At 61.2% G+C, this 18,297-nt stretch carries 19 protein-coding genes, 1 tRNA gene and 1 pseudogene; 8 read left to right on the top strand and 13 right to left on the bottom strand.

The window, feature by feature from the left end:
- Positions 1-2 precede the first annotated feature (2 nt).
- Positions 3-2,333: a YhgE/Pip family protein gene (locus tag ACIP6G_RS16160; protein WP_400291239.1), complete on the top strand. Its 2,331-nt coding sequence runs from the start codon at positions 3-5 to the stop codon at positions 2,331-2,333.
- Positions 2,330-2,941, top strand: a complete 612-nt coding sequence (locus ACIP6G_RS16155) for a TetR/AcrR family transcriptional regulator (RefSeq protein WP_400291237.1) — start codon at positions 2,330-2,332, stop codon at positions 2,939-2,941. The genes ACIP6G_RS16160 and ACIP6G_RS16155 overlap by 4 nt, the downstream gene beginning before the upstream one ends.
- On the opposite strand, the gene ACIP6G_RS16150 is transcribed toward ACIP6G_RS16155, so the two are convergent.
- From ACIP6G_RS16150 to ACIP6G_RS16135, 4 genes are all read right to left on the bottom strand, one after another.
- Positions 2,938-4,551 (bottom strand): ABC transporter transmembrane domain-containing protein, encoded by a 1,614-nt coding sequence (locus ACIP6G_RS16150; protein ID WP_400291235.1) that lies wholly within the window; start codon positions 4,549-4,551, stop codon positions 2,938-2,940. The two genes, ACIP6G_RS16155 and ACIP6G_RS16150, sit on opposite strands and share 4 nt — an antisense overlap.
- An 8-nt stretch (positions 4,552-4,559) precedes the next feature.
- Positions 4,560-5,687, bottom strand: a complete 1,128-nt coding sequence (locus tag ACIP6G_RS16145; RefSeq protein WP_400291233.1) for a DUF1611 domain-containing protein — start codon at positions 5,685-5,687, stop codon at positions 4,560-4,562.
- Between the two features lie 227 nt (positions 5,688-5,914).
- Entirely contained in the window at positions 5,915-6,442 is a 528-nt protein-coding gene (locus ACIP6G_RS16140; RefSeq protein ID WP_400291231.1) for a SixA phosphatase family protein, read from the bottom strand.
- A 69-nt stretch (positions 6,443-6,511) separates the two neighbouring features.
- Positions 6,512-7,297 (bottom strand): winged helix-turn-helix domain-containing protein, encoded by a 786-nt coding sequence (locus ACIP6G_RS16135; RefSeq protein WP_105658819.1) that lies wholly within the window; start codon positions 7,295-7,297, stop codon positions 6,512-6,514.
- A gap of 614 nt (positions 7,298-7,911) precedes the next feature.
- On the opposite strand from ACIP6G_RS16135, the gene ACIP6G_RS16130 reads away from it, so the two are divergent.
- Both ACIP6G_RS16130 and ACIP6G_RS16125 read left to right on the top strand, forming a co-directional pair.
- On the top strand, positions 7,912-8,652 hold the full coding sequence (locus tag ACIP6G_RS16130) for a response regulator transcription factor (protein ID WP_105658820.1): 741 nt from the start codon (positions 7,912-7,914) through the stop codon (positions 8,650-8,652).
- Positions 8,653-8,675: 23 nt separating this feature from the next.
- Positions 8,676-10,160 (top strand): cell wall metabolism sensor histidine kinase WalK, encoded by a 1,485-nt coding sequence (locus ACIP6G_RS16125; protein WP_286172350.1) that lies wholly within the window; start codon positions 8,676-8,678, stop codon positions 10,158-10,160.
- A 35-nt stretch (positions 10,161-10,195) separates the two neighbouring features.
- Here the strand turns inward: ACIP6G_RS16125 and upp are convergent, their stop codons facing one another.
- Positions 10,196-10,843 carry a uracil phosphoribosyltransferase gene (upp, locus tag ACIP6G_RS16120; protein ID WP_105658822.1) on the bottom strand — a complete coding sequence of 216 codons (648 nt, stop codon included), beginning with the start codon at positions 10,841-10,843 and terminating at the stop codon, positions 10,196-10,198.
- A gap of 169 nt (positions 10,844-11,012) precedes the next feature.
- Here upp and tadA point away from each other — a divergent pair, with 169 nt between their 5' ends.
- Together tadA and ACIP6G_RS16110 are read left to right on the top strand one after the other, a co-directional pair.
- Complete coding sequence (gene tadA / locus ACIP6G_RS16115) at positions 11,013-11,489, top strand: tRNA adenosine(34) deaminase TadA (protein WP_105658823.1); 477 nt, start codon at positions 11,013-11,015, stop codon at positions 11,487-11,489.
- A gap of 94 nt (positions 11,490-11,583) precedes the next feature.
- Positions 11,584-11,674, top strand: a tRNA-Ser gene (locus tag ACIP6G_RS16110).
- Between the two features lie 386 nt (positions 11,675-12,060).
- Here the strand turns inward: ACIP6G_RS16110 and ACIP6G_RS16105 are convergent.
- From ACIP6G_RS16105 to ACIP6G_RS16070, 8 genes and pseudogenes are all read right to left on the bottom strand, one after another.
- Positions 12,061-12,276: a hypothetical protein gene (locus ACIP6G_RS16105; RefSeq protein ID WP_133835086.1), complete on the bottom strand. Its 216-nt coding sequence runs from the start codon at positions 12,274-12,276 to the stop codon at positions 12,061-12,063.
- A 21-nt stretch (positions 12,277-12,297) separates the two neighbouring features.
- A complete protein-coding gene (locus ACIP6G_RS16100; protein ID WP_365943107.1) occupies positions 12,298-12,990 on the bottom strand; it encodes a hypothetical protein in 693 nt (230 codons plus the stop codon).
- A 150-nt stretch (positions 12,991-13,140) separates the two neighbouring features.
- Positions 13,141-13,752 carry a hypothetical protein gene (locus ACIP6G_RS16095; RefSeq protein ID WP_365943106.1) on the bottom strand — a complete coding sequence of 204 codons (612 nt, stop codon included), beginning with the start codon at positions 13,750-13,752 and terminating at the stop codon, positions 13,141-13,143.
- A gap of 213 nt (positions 13,753-13,965) precedes the next feature.
- Positions 13,966-14,076 (bottom strand): annotated as a pseudogene (locus tag ACIP6G_RS16090) (helix-turn-helix domain-containing protein); the annotation flags it as partial.
- Between the two features lie 331 nt (positions 14,077-14,407).
- Positions 14,408-15,610 carry a glycerophosphodiester phosphodiesterase family protein gene (locus tag ACIP6G_RS16085; RefSeq protein ID WP_365943105.1) on the bottom strand — a complete coding sequence of 401 codons (1,203 nt, stop codon included), beginning with the start codon at positions 15,608-15,610 and terminating at the stop codon, positions 14,408-14,410.
- A 97-nt stretch (positions 15,611-15,707) separates the two neighbouring features.
- Positions 15,708-16,250: a YaeQ family protein gene (locus ACIP6G_RS16080; RefSeq protein WP_365943104.1), complete on the bottom strand. Its 543-nt coding sequence runs from the start codon at positions 16,248-16,250 to the stop codon at positions 15,708-15,710.
- A 53-nt stretch (positions 16,251-16,303) separates the two neighbouring features.
- Positions 16,304-16,459: a hypothetical protein gene (locus ACIP6G_RS16075; protein ID WP_365943103.1), complete on the bottom strand. Its 156-nt coding sequence runs from the start codon at positions 16,457-16,459 to the stop codon at positions 16,304-16,306.
- A gap of 461 nt (positions 16,460-16,920) precedes the next feature.
- The gene (locus tag ACIP6G_RS16070; protein ID WP_365943102.1) at positions 16,921-17,052 is read right to left on the bottom strand and encodes a hypothetical protein; all 132 of its coding nucleotides are present in this window, start codon (positions 17,050-17,052) and stop codon (positions 16,921-16,923) included.
- Positions 17,053-17,095: 43 nt separating this feature from the next.
- Here ACIP6G_RS16070 and ACIP6G_RS16065 point away from each other — a divergent pair, with 43 nt between their 5' ends.
- Together ACIP6G_RS16065 and ACIP6G_RS16060 are read left to right on the top strand one after the other, a co-directional pair.
- Complete coding sequence (locus ACIP6G_RS16065) at positions 17,096-17,404, top strand: hypothetical protein (RefSeq protein WP_400291226.1); 309 nt, start codon at positions 17,096-17,098, stop codon at positions 17,402-17,404.
- 90 nt (positions 17,405-17,494) lie between these two features.
- Positions 17,495-18,250: a CPBP family intramembrane glutamic endopeptidase gene (locus ACIP6G_RS16060; protein ID WP_365943100.1), complete on the top strand. Its 756-nt coding sequence runs from the start codon at positions 17,495-17,497 to the stop codon at positions 18,248-18,250.
- The last annotated feature ends 47 nt before the right edge of the window (positions 18,251-18,297 follow it).

Below are 18,297 nucleotides of genomic sequence, written 5' to 3'. Positions count from 1 at the left end.
CCATGACAACTTTGCGACTTGCCCTCTCCGAGCTCAAGCGGATGAGCCGCGGCACCTTGCCCAAACTGGCGCTCATCGCGGTCACCTGCGTTCCGCTGCTCTATGGCGCGCTCTACCTCTACGCCAACTGGGACCCCCAGGGAAACCTCGACAAGGTCACGGCCGCCGTGGTCAATCTGGATGAAGGCGCCGAACAGGACGGCGAGAAAACCCGAGTCGGCGACGACGTCGTCGAGGAATTGGAAGACGACGGCACCTTCAGCTGGGCGCACGTGGATTCCAAGGCGGAAGCCGAGCAGGCCGTGGCCACCGGCCAGTACGCCTTTGCGCTGATCCTGCCCGAGGACTTTTCCTCGGCCCTGGTCTCGCCAGGCGATTTCGATGATGCCGAACAGGCCAATATCGAGCTGCTGACCAACGATGCCAATAACTTCATGGTGTCCAACTTCGCCAAAACGCTGGCTACCACGGTGCGCACCTCGGTCGCCCAGGAAGTGGGAACCGAAACGGCTTCGGCGATGATCGCCGGATTCGTGGACATCCACGATTCGATGGGCGAAGCCGCAGACGGCGCCGGGAAGCTCTACGATGGCACCCTGCGACTGGGCGATGGCGTGGTCACCTTGGCCGATGGCACCACCAAGCTCGTCGATGGCAGCACCGAGCTGAACTCGGGCACCAAGACCCTGAAGAATGGCACCGCCGACCTGTCGGGAGGGTTGGGCCAACTGGTCGACGGCCAAACCCGGCTGCGCGACGGCAGCGCCGAACTGGCCGACGGCACCGCGCAGCTGGCCGACGGCAGCAAAGAGCTGAGCGACGGTCTGCACACCTTGAAGACGCAGACCAAAGCGCTGCCCGGTTCCGTCTCGAAGCTGGATCAAGGCGCCGCCAGCGCGAAAGAAGCCGCCGACCAGCTTGCTGCCGGTTCACAGCAGGTCGCAGACGGCAACCAGCAGCTGGCCAGCACGGCAGATGACGCCATCGCGGTAATCGACCAGCTGCAGGCCAACACGAAAACGCAGCTGGATAGCGTCAAGGAAGATACGCAGCAGCGCCTGGACGAGTTGGTCAGCAGTGGCGTGCTCACCCAGGACCAGGCTGATTCCATCCAGAGCACGGTCAGCCAAAGCGTGCAGAATTCTACGCTCGGCAATGCCTTGGATACCAAAGTGACCCAGGTCAATACCGAGTTATCTACCCTGCAAACGCAGCTGCACACCCTCGCCGACGGATCGGCGCAGGTAGCCGAAGGAAACCAGCAGCTGGCCACCGGCCTGGGCACCCTCGCGGATGGCACCAAGGCGTTGGATGACGCCATGCCTGCACTCGCGAAGGGCATCGGCTCGGCAGCCCAAGGCTCGGCGAAGCTCGCCTCCGGCGCCGCCGAAGCCCACACCGGGGCAAAGACCCTGGCCGAGGGCCAGCAGTCCGCATTGAATGGCGCCACCGACGCGGCTGACGGCGCAAGCCAACTGGATCAGGGTGCCGGCACGCTGCTCGCCGGCACCGGAGCCCTGCACAACGGACTGGTGCAGCTCTCCGATGGAGTCGGCGAGCTCTCGGACGGCACCGAAGAACTGCAAGACGGTTCAGATGAATTGGCCGCCGGCCTGGAGGACGGCACCGGGAAGGTGCCGAACCCCGATAAGTCCACCAGCGGGCAACTGGCCGAAGTCATGGGCAATCCGGTAGCTGTCTCCAATAGCAAGCAGGCCGAAGCGCAGGCTTATGGCGAAGGCCTTGCCCCCTTCTTCATGACCCTGGCGACCTTTATCGGCGTGCTGATCCTGACCCAGGTGATGCGCCCGATGACCAAGCGCGCGCTGGCTTCCAACGGCAGCAACTGGAAAATTTCCATCGGCGGCTGGTTGCCCTTCGCCGCCATCGCAGTGCTGCAAACCAGCCTGCTCTACGCGGTGGTGCGATTCGGGCTGGGACTGCATGCCGCCCACCCGTGGCTGATCTGGGCTTTGCTGGCCGGTTCTGCCTTATGTTTCAGTGCGCTGATCCAGGGGTGCTTCGCGCTGCTGGGCACCGCTGGAAAGTTCGTGGTGCTGGTACTGATGGTCCTGCAGCTGGTCACCTCCGGCGGCACCTTCCCCTGGGAGACCTTGCCTGATTCGCTGCACCTGCTGCACCGGATCCTGCCCATGAGCAATGTGGTGATCGGCATGCGCCACCTGATGTACGGCGCGGATCTGGGAGTGCTGCCATCGGTTACCGGTTCGTTGCTGCTCTACACCGCCATTGGACTAGTCTTGAGTATGCTTGCGGTACGCAAGAACAAGACCTGGAGCTTGAAAACACTGCAACCGGAGCTGAAAGAATGACAACGCCAACGGGCCAACGCCGCCGTGTGCGGGCCACGGATTCGAAGGAGAAGCTCTTCGAAGCGGCCATGCAGCTGCTCGGTTCGCGCTCCCCCGAGTCCGTCTCGGTGGACGAGATCGCGGCCGCGGCCGGCGTTTCCAAGGGCACGGTCTACTACAATTTCGGTTCCAAAGACGAGCTGGTCAGCCAGATCCTCAGCTACGGCGCGCACAAGCTCATGGGCGAACTGGCACGTGCGGCCTCCGGGGAAGACCCCTACCTTGCGCTGAGGCAGATGCTGGAATTCTCCATGGACTTCGTCGCCAGCTACCCCTCCTTTGCCCACCTGTGGATGCAGGAGCAGCTGAGCGCGGACACCGCCAATGCGTTCGCCAGCACCCCGCTGCACACGCAGGTGACCGGGCTGATCATCGAGGTTCTCGAACGCCTGGTCGTGCTCGAGCCCGACCAGAAGCTCTCGGTAGCCACCAGTATTTTCGGTGCGGCCTTGTTTACTGCCCGGATGCGCGCCTCGGGGCAGACCGGCCTGGATCGCGGGCAAACGGTGCGCGCCGTGCTGCTCACCGTGGATGGGCTTCGCGCTACCCGTCCGGCGGCCGGCTCCTAGGCCTGCGCGTCCCAGCTGGCGGTTTCCCTGATGCCAGGCAGTCCGGCGCTGAAGAGCAGCACCCCGGGATAGCCGTTGAGCAGTTCGGCCACGTCGCCGTAGGCTCCATCGGGCAAGCGGGTCAGCAGCGAATCGACCACCAGCAAGGGCGGTTCGCGCAACAGCGCCCGTGCCACCAGCAGCGATGCTTGCTGCCCGGAACTAAGCGGTTCGCCGCCCCGGCGCAAGCGGGCTTCCGCTCCACCGGGCAAATCGGCCATCTTCAAACCGCAGGTTTCAGCCAGCGCCACGGCCTTGCGCAGCGAAGCGCCCGGATGGCGATACCGCAGCGCACGGGCGACGCTTCCGCGCTCGGGAACCATGGATTCCAACGCGGAGCCCACGAGCTTGCGGCGGCCGGCAGCAGGCAGATCCTCGCTGCGCCCCTCGGCGATCCACACCCCGGCCTGCGGGTCGGCGCCGTGCACCAGGGCGCCGGTAGCAATGGCCGAAAGCAGCGCCGCGCATTGGCCCTGGCTTCCACGCAGCGCAATTCGCTCCCCGGGCTGTGCCCGCAGGGTGGAAAACTGGTCGGCCATCCCTGCGGGCACCTGGATGCGCACCGAGGAAGGCTGGAGCATCAGCTCCTTGGCATCGCGGGTGCTTGCCGAAGATTCTTCGCGGGCCCACCAGCGTTCCTGCTCGGCCAGCAGCGGCGCGATGATTCGCCGGCCCGCCTTGTAATTCTGCCGGTACTCCACCACGCGGCCCCACTCGCCCAGGGTTCCTGCGCAAATTCCCATCAGCGTCAGGGCGGTCGCCACGGCGGCTGGCGGAAGCTGCGCCATCGAGGCCGCCGCCACAACCAGCGCGGTACCCAGCAGCGGAATGGCCAGCGCCCCGCCACGCAGGGCGGCGGCGAACCGGGCGCGATGCACCGAAGCATCGATCACCTTCTGCGAGGAGTCCTGCACCCTTTGCACTTCACGTTCCACGCCGCCGCCGGCCGCAATAGCTGTCCGCGCCGCGACGGTATCGGCAATGCGCGAGGCCAGGCTTCCACGGTGCCGGCGCAAGGTCCTGGCGCTCAGGAAAGTACCCCCGGCCAAGGCCGCCAGCAGGACGCCCTCGAGCACCAGGGTCGCGGCCAAGCTCAGGGCCAGGAGCGGATGCAGGAACCACAGGCCCGCACCGCTGACAATCAGCAATGGCAAACCGGCGACCAGCGGGACCATGCCCTGCACAATCCAGTTGCGGATCGAGGACAGGTCGTTGGTGGAACGGGCGATGGTGATGCCCATGGACGGACCGCGTGCACTACGCAAAGCGTGCGTGACCAGCCCGCGGCGCAGCTGGGCCACATAATGCTGGCCGAGCTTCTCGGCCAGCACCCGTTCAGCGTACTTGGCCAGGAAGAAGCATCCCACCAAGCCCAGGACCGCGCCAAGAGCTGCCCAGCTGATGCGGGCCGAAAGCTGTCCGATCAGCCAGCCGATGGCAATCGAGAGCAAGCCGGCGAGAATGCCCAGGCTGAGCAATCCGGCCAGCAGCATCCGCCGCCCCGGCGCTACCAGCGCCGGCAGGCGCCCAGGCTGCGCCGGCTGCTCAACGGCGATCTTCTGGTCCAGCATCTTGGCTCCTAGCGGGTTGGTAGCAGGGCGGCGGCAACCTCTGCCTGGCACAAGTCGAAGGTCCCGACGACCGGGGTGGACAGCTGAGCCTGGGCTTCCATCGCGGCCAGCGGGGAGGCCGTGAGCACCCCGGAAACCGCGGCAACATCCAGGCCTGCTTCGCGCAGGATCCGCTCTCCGGCCTGGGCGCCCAAAGCGTCCTGGGCGCTGAACAGCACGCGGTCTACATGCTCGGCGAAAATCGGGTCGCGCAACAAGCGGGAAGTTTCGCCCTGGAACAGCCCGTCGGCGATCTCGATGACCACTGCGTCTGCGCCGGTGGCGCTTTGCTCGCGGATCATCGCCACCAGCAAGTCGCGCACGGTTTCGTAGTCCAAGCGGTAGGTGGTTGGGAAGCCGAAGTCGGTGAAGTCGCAGACGCTGAAGGCGCCGGCATCGGTGAACAGGTTCGGATCATTGCCGGCACCCGTGCCGGTGGCCTTGCCTGCGGCAACTTCCATGCCGGAGTTGACCAGTCCGTTGACCAGGCATCCCAGGGTGGTGGACTTGCCGGAGTTCATCGAGGTGCCCAGCACTGCGATCACCGGCGGGCGCGGCGCGGCAACCTGCGCTGCGCGCGGCGATGCGTTCTCGATGCCCAGTGGAGCGAAGTCCACCAGGTTCACGACCTTGCCGTGGCGCATCAGCAGGCCTGCGGGCTGCAGCTGTGTCGCCATATCGATCGAGGCGTGCTGTTCGATGACTTCGCTGGCGACACCGCCGCCTGCAACCAGCTGGCATGGACCCAGGTTATCCGGCACATGGGCCAGGAACTGGTCTGGTGCGTAGCGGTGGCCGTAGGCGACCATGATTTCCTGTCCGACGAACATCAGCTGGCGTCGGGAAACCGGGGACTGCAGGCGCGTGTGCTTGCCTAGCTCGGTCACAGCCGCGATGACGACGTCACCGGCACGCGGCACCATGTTTGCGCGGCGCACGATCTCGAAATCCTGCGGATTGCGCTGCAGCTCGGCTGCAACGAAGCGGGTGGTGTAGGCAGCGCGGATGGTGCGGGCGCGCTGTGCATCGATCTGCTGCTGCACTTCATTGCGCGCTGCGGGGGTCTGCGTTGGAAGTGATTCTGCGATGATGGCCATCTGCCTATTCCTCTTTCAGTGTTTCCGGCCCGCCGTTGCGGTTTGCCGGTGCTGGCCGTGCTGCCAACGATTCCCAGTGAAACGAGCAATGGTTAACTGAAAGTGAACGGTTCATGAGGCGGCGAGGTGTATTCGATGAGAGGCCTATCATCTGCTTCTCATAAAGGCAGATCACCGCTTATTTACTGGCTGACTAGTGCATTAGAAAAAACTTGATGAGACTTCTCTCATGCGGGCCGCGGTGCGGTGAAATGCGTGACGCGCGCATCACGGGCATCCAGGTGCGAGTACGGATGCTTGGTTTCCAGCACCGTGGTTCCCAGGGTCGGATAGTTCATCGCCAGCTCGTAAACGGCTTCTTCATCCGAGTCCATTGCCGCCAAGCGCAGCGCCAATTCCTGGAGCACCGGCTGGTGCCCGATCACCAGCAGGTTGCTGACCGTATCGGGAACTTCATTGATGATGGAGCACAGCTGCGAGGCTCCTGCGGTGAAAATGCGCGAATCGACATAGGGGGTCGGGCCCTTCTCGCCGAGTTCGGAAAGCACCCAGGCGCAGGTGGAGCGCGCACGCAGCGCGTCGGAGCAGATGATGTAGTCCGGTATCAGGCCATTCTCCACAAGCCAGGCTCCGGCGGCCGGGGCTTCGCGGTGCCCGCGGGCTGCCAGCGGCCGGTCGTGATCCGCGACGCCCAGCGGGTAGTCGGCTTTGGCGTGGCGCATCAGCATGAGCTTGCGGGAGTGCATGGTGTTCATTGTTCCAGCTTAAGACAGCAGTGGCGGGCAAACCGAACCCGGTTTGCCCGCCACTGCTGCCAGCTGATGCTAGATGGAGTATTCCGGAGCTGCCCAGACAACAACTTCTGGGTGCTCGTAGAAGCGGTAGCCCTGGCCACGTACGGTGCGCACGGTATTGGCCAGGCGTCCCAGCTTGGAACGCAGACGACGGATATGCACGTCGATGGTGCGTTCGTTAGGGACTTCTTCGGCATTGCGCCACAGGTTTTCCAGCAGCTCTTCGCGTCCTACGGTGCGGGTGCCGTTTTCCACGAGGAAGTTCAGCAGCTCGAATTCCTTGAAGGTCAGGTTCAGGGTTTCGCCATCCAGGTAGACTTCGCGGCGCGAGAGGTCGATCAGCACGCCAGATGGGCGCGGGGTGGATGGACGGGCTTCAGCGCGTGGCCGGCGGGAAATCGTCGGATCGCCCAAAGCCTGGCGAACTACATCGATGGGCTCACCCTGGGCGCTGGTCGGAGCCAGTGCCACGGCGGCATGGGTCTGCGCTTGCGGCGACAAGGTGGCCAGGAAGGCGCGGACCTGGGTGGCCAGCTTGCCCAGCGAGGTGCCCTGCGCCTGGGCGGCAGTTTCATCCAGGCCCACGTAGAGCACGAAGCCGCGTGCGGAGGTGTCGGCGCTTGGCTGGCCTGTTGACTGCACTGGAGTGCTAGCCGGCTGATGCGATGCATCACGTGTTTCATGAACATTGGAAACCGCGCGCAGCGGACGGTAACCCGCTGGTGCATAGCTGCCAGAAGCTGAACGCTGCGCAGCTGCTGCGCGATTCTGCGCATTGCGAATTGAAACGTGGACGTATCCGGAACCAGCCGACATAATCTTTTCCTCTTTTAGTGCGAAGGCCAAGTGGTTTGGCGCTCATGCTTCGGGTTTTGCTTGCGCTGTTCGCGGCCTTCGTCCACGTTCAGCAGTTGGGTTTCCCGTCAATAACTCCCAAAATCGGATTACAAATCACTCATAATTCGGCTTGGATGCCATGGACGCCGAGCATTCGTTGAGGACGATCTTGGGCAACTCGATGTTGGAATCCGAGGTGCTTTTACCGTCCTGCGCCGTACTCACACCTCTAGTTTCCTCGTAACATTGGCAACTTGCAAGTAACAATGAACGCCTGCGTCCACATAGTGAGACGAATGTTTCCAAACGTGACGCACAACACTTTAGACAATTCTAGGCTACCTAAGCGCTTAACTAAACAATATGGTCAACATATCAATAAAACTTCGTCATTATGTCTGGTCCATTCATAGGCCTGAATATTCATTCATCACTATGGTCCGTCCACGCTTCAATCATTCGTCGTTCTTAGGGGTTGACCAAATTAACCACTATCGGTTCGGGTTTTCCCCGCATAAAATCGACTTATAGTCATAGCTGGCACACAGCAAAAACATATTCTCGGCCCATGGCAATAGGACAAGCTGATTAACATGAATGAATCACGATTCTCCCCTTCGCAATTGCCCCGGCTGACTCACCCTGATGGCACGGCAATCAAAGTTCTCGTGGTCGATGATGAACCTTCATTGGCGGAATTGGTCGCCATGGGAACCCGCATGCTCGGCTGGGAAGCCACGATGGCCCACGATGGGCCCGAAGCAGTAGCCACCGCTCGCTCCCTAGCGCCGGACGTACTGGTTCTCGACTGGATGCTGCCTGGGTTCGACGGCCCCGAGGTGCTGCGCAAGGTGCGCACCCACTTCCCTGAAATCCCCGTACTTTTCCTCACTGCCAAGGACGCGGTTGAAGACCGTATCGAGGGCCTGGGGGCCGGTGCAGACGACTACGTCGCCAAGCCCTTCAGCCTCGAAGAGGTCCTGATCCGATTGCACCGACTCGTGGAACGTTCCGGTGCGGCCACTGCGGATTCCGCTGAATTGGTGGTCGGCGATCTGGTGCTGAACATGGACTCGCACGACGTATCCCGCGCAGGCCGCGAAATTTCGCTGACCGCCACCGAATTCGACCTGCTCAGCTACCTGATGAACAACGCCCGCCGTGTGGTATCCAAGTCGCAGATCCTGGACAACGTCTGGCACTACGATTTCGACGGCCAGGCGAACATCGTCGAACTGTACATCTCGTACCTGCGCAAGAAGATTGACGTTGACGCGGAGCCGATGATCCACACCGTGCGTGGCGTTGGCTACGTGCTGAAGCCGGCTGCATGAGTTTCTTTTCCCCGAATACCAGGGTGAGCTCGCCGCACGCGCTGCAGCGCAAACTGCTGCTCATCCTGCTGACCTCGGTCACCGCCGTATCTGTCTTGCTCGGCCTGCTCTATAACGCGGGCATGCGCCAGACCTTGATGGACCAGCTCAACAGCCAGCTGCGGCTCACCACCGAACGCGCGCTGAATTATTCGCAGGGTGCACCAGCGGTGAACTCCCGGCTTGATGCCCCCGGCCAGTCCGCCGGCACGCTGACCGCGCGGTTCGTCGACAAATACGTCTTCAACGGCGGGGTGCTGGACGAACGCACCGGCGTGCTGAAGCAGCTGAGCCAGGAAGATGCCATCCCGATGGTGGATCTGGAGCTGAGCACGTTGCGTGCCGGCGGGCAGTTCAAGCCGGTACGTGCCCACCTGACTGTGGGCGACTATTACCTCGTCGCAGTCAAGGACTCTGGATCCAACGGCATCCTGATTGTCGGTTTGCCCCTGCACAGCACCGATCTGGCGTTGCGCGGCATGGCCTGGCTGACGCTGTTCATCGCCTTGATCCTGATCGCCGGTGCGGGCCTGGCCGGTTCGTGGCTGATCTCCCGCTCGCTTGCCTCGCTGAAGCGCGTGGCCACCGTGGCTGCTTCGGTTGCCGCCGAAGAGCTTGATTCAGGAAAGGTGGACCTGACCCAGCGCGTCCCGGCGCAAGATGCAGTCCCCGGTACCGAGGTGGGCAATGTCGGCAATGCGCTGAACGCGATGATCAGCAACGTCTCCACCGCGCTGACCGCCCGCGAGAAGTCCCAGGCCCAGATGCGCCAATTTGTCGCCGATGCCTCGCACGAACTGCGCACTCCGCTCTCGGCGATCCGCGGCTACACCGAGCTGCTCTCGGCCACTGAGCATTTCTCCCCGGACGGGCAGCGCTCGGTGGACCGCGTTCTGCAGCAAAGCAGCCGAATGAGCTCACTGGTTGAAAATCTGCTGCTCCTGGCTCGGCTGGATGAGGAGAATGCGTTCAAGCGCAGCGAAATTGACCTGTGCTCGCTGACATCGGATATCACCGAGGACTTCAAGCTCACCGCGAGCGACCACCATTGGGAGTTCGACTGCCAGGCGCCGCAGACCATTGTCAATGGCGACTCGGCCTCGCTTCGCCGGGTGATCACCAACCTCTTGGCCAACGCCCGCAAGCACACGACGGCCGGAAACACCGTCACCGTTTCGGTGGACCAAGACGAAGACACCGATGAAGCCATCATCCGGGTTCACGACACCGGTGAGGGCATTGCCCCGGAATTCCTGCCTCGGGTCTTCGAACGTTTCACCCGCGCCGACAAGGCGCGTTCTGGCTCCGATGGCACGACCGGGCTGGGCCTGCCGATCGCCAAGAGCATCGTCGAAGCCCACGGGGGCACCGTCACGGTCACCTCCCAGCCAGGAGATACCGTCTTCGAGGTCCGGCTTCCGTTGGACACGCCCGAAACCGGTGAAGAAACGCCGAAGGCTGCGGTGTAGTCACCGCAGCCTTCGGGCACATCGCTTAGCTGGAACTAGGCAATGGGCGGGGTCACGCCATACAGGCGGTCGCCGGCATCGCCCAGGCCTGGGATGATGTAGGACTTCTCGTCCAGCTTTTCGTCCATCGCTGCCAGCACGATGTGCACGCGATGATCGCCACCGTGGATTTCCTTCAGACGCTCGATGCCCTCAGGGGCAGCGATCAGGCAAATGCAGGTAACGGATTCTGCGCCGCGTTCGAAGATGAACTTGATGGCCTCGGCCAGGGTGCCGCCGGTGGCCAGCATCGGATCCAGCACGAACACTTGGCGGCCGGCCAAGTCATTTGGCACGCGGTCAGCGTAGGTGATGATGTCCAGGGTTGCCTCGTTGCGGGCCATGCCCAGGAAGCCGACCTCAGCGGTCGGAACCAGGCGGGTCATGCCTTCGAGCATGCCCAGGCCGGCGCGCAGGATGGGGACAACCAGCGGGGTCGGCTTGGCAATGGAGGTACCGGTGGTGGTGGCGACCGGGGTCTGCACCTCAACGTTTTCGGTTTTCACCTCGCGGGTTGCCTCATAAGCCAGCAGGGTGACCAGTTCGTCGGTCAGCTGGCGGAAAATCGAGGATGGGGTGTTCTTATCACGAAGAACCGAAACCTTGTGTGCCACCAGTGGGTGGTCGACTACCTGTACGCGCATAAGTAGAAATCTATCAGCACCGACTCAGGCAAATCGAGAGATATCCCCGATTTCCCGTCGTTAAAGCACTTTGGTGTGCCCAAGGAAACAGCAAACTTCAGTGCAGTGCGCAGTGCACCACACTCCGAGCACCCGGCTACCGTCCCAAAACACGTAAAGTGAAAGCACTATGGTGCACGAATTTGATGCTTGGATGGACCTCGCCTTGGCTGAAGCGCGCGAAGCGCTGGCCACTGATGACGTACCCATCGGCGCCGTCATCCTCTCCCCCGAAGGCGAAGTCCTGGCCACCGGACGCAACGAGCGCGAGGCCATCAAGGACCCCACGGCGCATGCCGAGGTGGTCGCCATTCGCAATGCGGTCAAGGCCTTGGAAGCCAAGGGACAAGATGATGGCTGGCGCTTATCCGACTGCACCCTGGTGGTGACCCTTGAGCCCTGCGCCATGTGCGCCGGGGCAATAGTCCTTTCGCGCATTCCCAAATTGGTCTTCGGGGCCTGGGACGAGAAGGCCGGCGCGTGCGGCTCGGTCTTCGATATCGTCCGTGAACCGCGATTGAACCATTGGGTCGAGGTGTACTCGCGGGTCAAGGAAGAAGAATGCGGTGACCTGTTGCGTGAATTCTTCCGGAGCAAGCGCGGCTAGAAACCGACGTTGATGTGTTTCGGAACACTTCAGGCCAAAAACAGCGCTCTCGTTTTTGTTTTCGCCTGATGTTCGTTATAGAGTTATCAGGTCTGGTGACGTGTCCGAGCGGCCGAAGGTGCAACACTCGAAATGTTGTGTACGGTAACCCCGTACCGTGGGTTCAAATCCCACCGTCACCGCCAATGAAAACCCCTGGTCAGCCAGGGGTTTTCTTCTTTTAAAGATCTGACATGGTGCACTTATGGTGCATATTTCACCGGAGGGTAGTTACGACATGCCCATCCTTCGTTGTGAACACGGCTACCACCACCATGCAGGCCCGCACGCCTGCGACTGGGTGAACCACAACGAAGAATGACCATACTGGGCATCGCGCAAGCAGGACGAAAAAGATCTCTAGCCTCCCGCCGGCTGCCGCACCTGCTGCGCGCGCTTGCCCTCAGGAAGCCGGGCACAGAGAAAGGTCCCCCTGCTGCTGTATGCGGCAAGGGGATCTCTTCGGGTTAGGCTCAGCGGATCTGGACATTGCTCGTCTCGGCTCATTCGACGAACGAGCCGGCGTTACCTACTATCGTGAAGTGCTGGTCTTCGAGTGGTGGCGGTAGTTGGTGAACGCCAGGATAAGCGCTGCTAGCAGCAGTACTCCGCCAACAGCCCATCCAACCACGGCGTAGTCGGTAAGCTGAGGGACCCGTGGCAGGTTGATCGCGGCTACCGCAAGGAACAGAAGCACCACTACGGTGCTCTTCCTGGCGGCAGACGAATTGCTAGGTTGCTTTGTCATTTGCCGTTTCCTTTCTCGTGCCTAGCTGGCACCGCTCAGGCACTGTCCTACGGATGCGCCAGCAACAGCGGTGAAACCAGCCACGCAGATGATGCAGCCTGTTCCCACGGTAACAGCACAGAACGCCGCACAGGTGGAGATGATCACGAGCGCCGCCATGGTGGAGATGCCCAGCGCGTTGAGGCACTTGATCACACCTTCGTTGCCAGCGGCCGCAACGCCCACCGACGAGCCTTCAGGAGACATGGCGCTCAAGGCTTTCGCAGCCTGAGCTTCAGCTTCGGGAGTAGCTTCAACAGTCCACTGCTTGAGCAAACTCCCATCGACCCACTGCTTCACCTCGGCAGTGCTGTCGCTGGTGTACGTGGCTTGAACCTGTGCGAAGCTCTGGACAACGTCTCCAGCAGCGTCAACGACGGCAACGGCGAAGGAGCCCTCGTCGTGGCCGTCCCCAGACGTAGCCGCTGCCACCATCAGCGAACTGGAGCCATTGATCCGGGCGACGTTTGCCTGCTTGATATCGACTTCTGCACCGTTTCGCAGCTGAGCATCGAAACTCGGTTCGGCACTTGCGATCGCCCGCTCGACAGCTGACTCCGAAAGCGGCTCGTTGTTTAGGAACGAACCTTCGGAAGCGTTGACCGGACTAGCAACCGCGAAGAGCATCGCCCAGCCTGCAACCATCGCGATGATTGCTTTCGAGATCTTTTTCATGTTGACCACTTCCTATTTCTGGGCCTGGTCGATGCAATATCCTACCTGACCGCCCCATACGCCCGCGGCTGCGGCGATGCAACCCACGCAGCCGAGCCCAACAGTTCCTACGCAGACCGCCGCGCAGGTGATAGAGATGGCGGTAATAACTCAGCTAGGGATGCCCGCGTTGGCAAGGCAGTTGTTGAGCTTGTCCCAGAAACCGGCATATGTAGTGACGTTGTTTTCCGCGCCAGCTGTGGTCAATTGCTTGCCCATGGTCAGATTTCCGTCGACCCACATGCGGGCATGACCAGATACGTCGTCGCCAATGAAAGCCATCTCTGTGCGCTGCGCAACGTTGCCAGACTTATCAAGCAGCGCACCGACTGTGGCGAGCTGAACGCCGTCGCCAACGAGCGGGTAACTGACATACGATGTCCCGTCGGACATCGACCATGCCTGAACGCCTGAACGATCGACCTTCAGGCCTGAGAGCGACTCCGTTGGAAGATCAGCGCTGTTGGCCAACTGAACAGCCTCGGACTTTGGCAGACTCTCGGCATTCTCGCCAAAGCTGGCAATGCTGGTCACGGCCGGAGACGAAGCGGCCGCCGCTGGCTTCGTCAATGCAGTACTCAGAGTCAGGACCAGAGAAGCGATTGCCACGAACGCGATCGCAAGGTACGTGACCCCGGAGCGGAATTGTTGTCTTGATGTTGGGATTGGAATGCAGTGGTCGTCATTTGACCGGACCGCAATCGAGTGAAGTTTAAGCTTCACGACTATCACCTTTTGAATGAATCGAAATCTACATCCTCGTAAAGATCGGCGCATCATCTGCCGTGCCAAGCGGGGGTCGACCGGAATCGCGCCACCGAATCAAAAGTCCTCGCTCTGGATCGGATCTCCCCAGAAACGAGCACGTTTAATAATCATCATTAAATAAGAACGGCGTAAATACTACTTAAGTAGGAGGGCAAAACCCGCCTCGGATTACTCGATGGTCGACAGAAGGGCAAATGGATGCTCGCCGAGACCACTGGCAATCTTCACGATGATGTCCAAGGTGGGATTCCTGCGACCACGCTCGATTCCGCTGACATAAGTCCGGTCGAGTTCAGGATGGTTGGCAAAGGCTCCTTGCGACGTAAACCCTTGGCTTTCCTCAACTCTCGGCCCCGGTCGCCAAACGCGCGTCGATGCTCAGGAATGTTCATATATCAAGCTTTTTGATTATGATGACCATGAGACAACGGACTATGAGTCACATGCACGAACATCTACGCTAGGAAGCCATGGCATCGATCACCATCCCGACAAAACGAATCCGAGCCCTGAGAGTACTCTCACGGACTGCTAAAGGTTTCAAATCCCACAGTCACCGCCAGAAAAACCCCGGGAATCAATGATCCCCGGGGTTTTGCTGTGCCTAGAGCTAGTTCGCGAAGGTATCGGTGAGCTTGCCCTTGGCATCCCACAGCGCCAGCGAGTCGCCACCGTTGTTCAGGATTCCTGGTCCGTCCACGTAGTAGGCTTCTTCGCTGTTGGTACCCGGACCCGAGTACACGCGCAGCTGATCGCCTGTCTCCAGCTCGTATCCTTCGCCAATTTCCAGGATGTTGTTAGCGGCATCGCGAATGATGTAGCCGCTGACATCGATGGTGCGCTTTCCGGTGTTCTCCAGGATCACGTGCTCGCCATTTTCTGGGGCGATGTCATCTCCCGGCACGTCATTGATCGCGTTGGCAATCACCACGCCATTGTTGGCAGGGAAATCCTTCTGGCCAGCGATGTGGCGGTTCACCTGTGCTGGGAAGTCGCCGGTGATTCGCTCGACACCCAGGGCCAGTGCAGCATCGGCTGCTTCGACGGCGTTGACGGTGTAGACGCCCAGGCCCAAGCCTGCGTCCTTCACGCGCTGCGCACCGGCGGCGTCAAGGGTGCGGTAGCTAGTGCCGAAAGAATCCGCGTAGGTCGCGTAGGTTGCCAGTTCCGCGGCAGAAGGCACGGTTCCGGCCAGCTGCTGCAATGGTACTTCAGGTGCCAGTTGGGCAAAGATCTGGTTGGATGCTGCGTCGAAGCTGAGGACCTCGATCTTGTTGGCCTCTGCCAGTGCCTTCCATTCAGGATCCTCAGCCAGCGCGTCGGCTACCAGCTTCTCCACGCCAGGGGACTTGGCTGGATCTTTGATTTCGATGAATACTCCCGTGCCACCGGTCAGTGCACCTGGAACCTCATCGAAATGGGGAATTTTCGTTCCCTCGAACTCGTCTGAGAAGTAGGAACCGGCATCGAGCTGCTGCAGTTCTTCCCAGGTAAATGACGTGATGGGGTCATTGACGCGGCCAGGGAAGACCTCTGCCACGTTCGTGGTGCGGGAGGGCGTACCGTCGTGGAAGATGAACGGTACTCCGTCCTTGGACAGCTGCACATCGATTTCGATGAATTCAGCGCCGGACTGGCTGCCTGCCTTGATGGCAGCCAAGGTGTTCTCCGGTGCCACGCCTGCTGCTCCGCGGTGGCCAATGATCAGTGGATCAGATCCAGTCGGTTCGATCTGAGCAGCCACGGCGGGAGCTGCCAGGGTGATGGCCAAAGCCAGAGTTGCCGTGCCAAGGGTGATATTGCGCAGTTTCATGGAGCACTTCCGTCGGTGTCATTGGTGTACACCGGCCATGTTTCCGCGCGCTGATGACTGCGACCCCACACTGAGCTGAATCAGAGATTAAGCTTTTCTACTCAATCTCATGCGTGCTGAACTGGGTTTCCAGATTCGTCCCGTTCAATTCAAGGTAGATTTGCCCCTCGGTCACCGAGACGGACATGGCATTGCGGCGCGTCAATGCTTGGGCCGCTGCATCAATGAATTTGGGGTCGAAGGAGCGCACCATGATCTCCTGCGACTGGTGGATCGTTTTGCCACGCCAAGAAGCCAGGAGCTTGGCAGGATCGCGGTGCGTGTAGACGGCGGTGCGGTCTGCCCGCTTGCTGCCCAAATGCAGGCGCTGGGCATCAGGGGCGCCGACTTCAATCCACGCGGTAATGAGTCCGGTCAGGTCCTTGACCAAAATGGCTGGCTCTTCCCCGGTGGAAACGCCTCCGGCCGAGAAGGCGATGCCTTCTTCATATTCGAGGCAGTAGGCCAGCACACGGGTGACCATGTAGGCATCGGTTTCTGATGGATGCTGCGCAATACGGAGCGAAAGATCCTCGTAAACCCCGCGATCTACATCAGCAAGTTGAACTTCAAAGGTGTGTATAGTCGCGCCGATAGCCATAGTTCTCGAGTTTACCGTGAACGCCGCAGCTCCATCGACGAGAGGTACGTGCGCTAAGCCTTCGCCTCGCAGTTTCGAACCACGAAGAATCCTGCCAGCGATGACAAGCTGGCCACGGCGGCAAAGATGCCAACCATTGGATTTCCGCTAAAGGAAAGCACCGAACAAGCAGCAAAAAGAATGGCAGAAACAACGAACAAAGTCTTCATAAATACATCCTATTTGATACAGCTCGCGGATAAAAGACATATCTAGGGGTGGCAGTTTTCTCACTCAGCCCCTTGAGCCACTGGCAAAGGAGCTCAACAGTTCGGGCATGCAGCTACCGGGACTCCGTTCAATATCATCTGGCAGCCCGCGTCGCGCTATCCGCCGGCGAATACCGAAAAGCCCGGTACGAGGTGCACGAGCACCTCGTGGCGCGCTCGCCCCAAGCACACGGAACCGCTACCGACGCCACGATTCTTCTTGGGCTTCACGTCCCGCCAGCACGGTCTTCCTTGAGACCCACCGGCCACCTGCTGGGGATCCGACGCCGGAGAGTTGCTGGATAATCTTTCGCCCGTTGCACTGCCTGGCGCAGATGTACGATTCCGGAGTGAAGACTGTGCGTTGGCCGCTGGCCGGATTCAACTGGGGCGCCGTATCCGCTGCGGTGCTCATCGGCCTGTCATTCGTCCCCGGGCTGGTACGGCAGGGCCTTGAGCTGGCGGACTCCCCCGATCACCCGCTGAATCTGCTTGGCATAGTGCTCGTGGTGTTCCAGGGCGGCTCGGTGGCAGTACTGCGCCACTGGCCGCATTGGTCTTTGACCCTCGCCTTTTCGTCGTTTGCCGCTTTACCAATTGCTCGAATTTCCCACCACATTCGCGGCTCTCGGTCTGCTGGTGGCCCTGGTAGGTGCCGGCGCGCTGGTGCAACGGCACCGACCTCTGGCCGTATCGCTGTTCCTTGCCGGCTACGTCCTGCTTGTCGCGGCCCTGATTCGGATTGACCCCACATTCACCGTGCCCGACGCCTTCGTCTTCGTCTTCGGAGCGTTGCTGGCTGCGCTGTGGATCTTGGGCTCGTGGCTTCGCGCGCAGTCCGCGATGCGGGTGATTTGTCCCGCGCCCCAACGCCGTAGCGTCTTGTTCACACCCACTAACGGGTAGCGAACAAGGAGCAAGAATGACAGAAGCTACCGAGAAATCCCCCTCCCTCAGGCAAAAATCTGGATCTCCACAACCCTGATGGTCACTGGAATGGCCATAGCAATGCTGATGGCCAATGCCCTGGCCGCGTGGCCACGCAATCCGGTGGCAGCCCTGATTATCGGACCCATCCTGGCCGTGGCAATGATCGGCCTGTTCAGCATTGCGGGACAACGAGTCGAACACCGCAAGGTAAAAGAATTCCCGAGGAGCAACGGCGTCCGCCATGTGCTGGTCGGGACAGGGCTCGGGGTGCTGATGTCCGGTGCCACAGTGGGCTTGCTTGCCCTCTTCGGCGCCTACGCGATCACCGGCTGGGGCTCTGTTTCCGGGATGCTGGCCGTAGCCGGAATGATGTGCGCTATCGCGGTGTCAGAGGAAGTATTCTTCCGCGGCGTCGTCTTCCGCTTGCTGCGCGGCCGCTGGGGCACAACGGTGGCGCTGGGTATCTCGGCCGTCCTCTTCGGACTGGTCCATCTGGTGAATCCGGATGCCTCATTGTGGGGCGCCTTCGCCATCATGATCGAAGCAGGAATCATGCTGGGCGCCGCATACCTGGCTACCGGGTCCCTCTGGCTGGCCATCGGCGTGCACTTCGGCTGGAACTTCGCGATCACCGGCCTGTTCGGATCGGTCACCTCCGGCTCCGAAGCCCGCGAATCGCTGGTCACCGCGACCAGCAGCGGACCGGACTGGCTGTCCGGGGGAAGCTTCGGGCCAGAAGCCAGCATAGTGGCCATCTTGGTGTGCTCGGCAGCCATCGTCGTGTTCCTGGTTGTCGCCCGGAACCGCGCCAAAGCTAACTGAGGATTTCCAGCTCGCAGTTCGGAGGGACCCAACCCATGCCAGCCGCT

Source organism: Glutamicibacter sp. NPDC088483 (assembly GCF_044753145.1).
GTDB lineage: Bacteria > Actinomycetota > Actinomycetes > Actinomycetales > Micrococcaceae > Glutamicibacter.
This window is presented reverse-complemented; position numbering and strand designations above follow the sequence as displayed.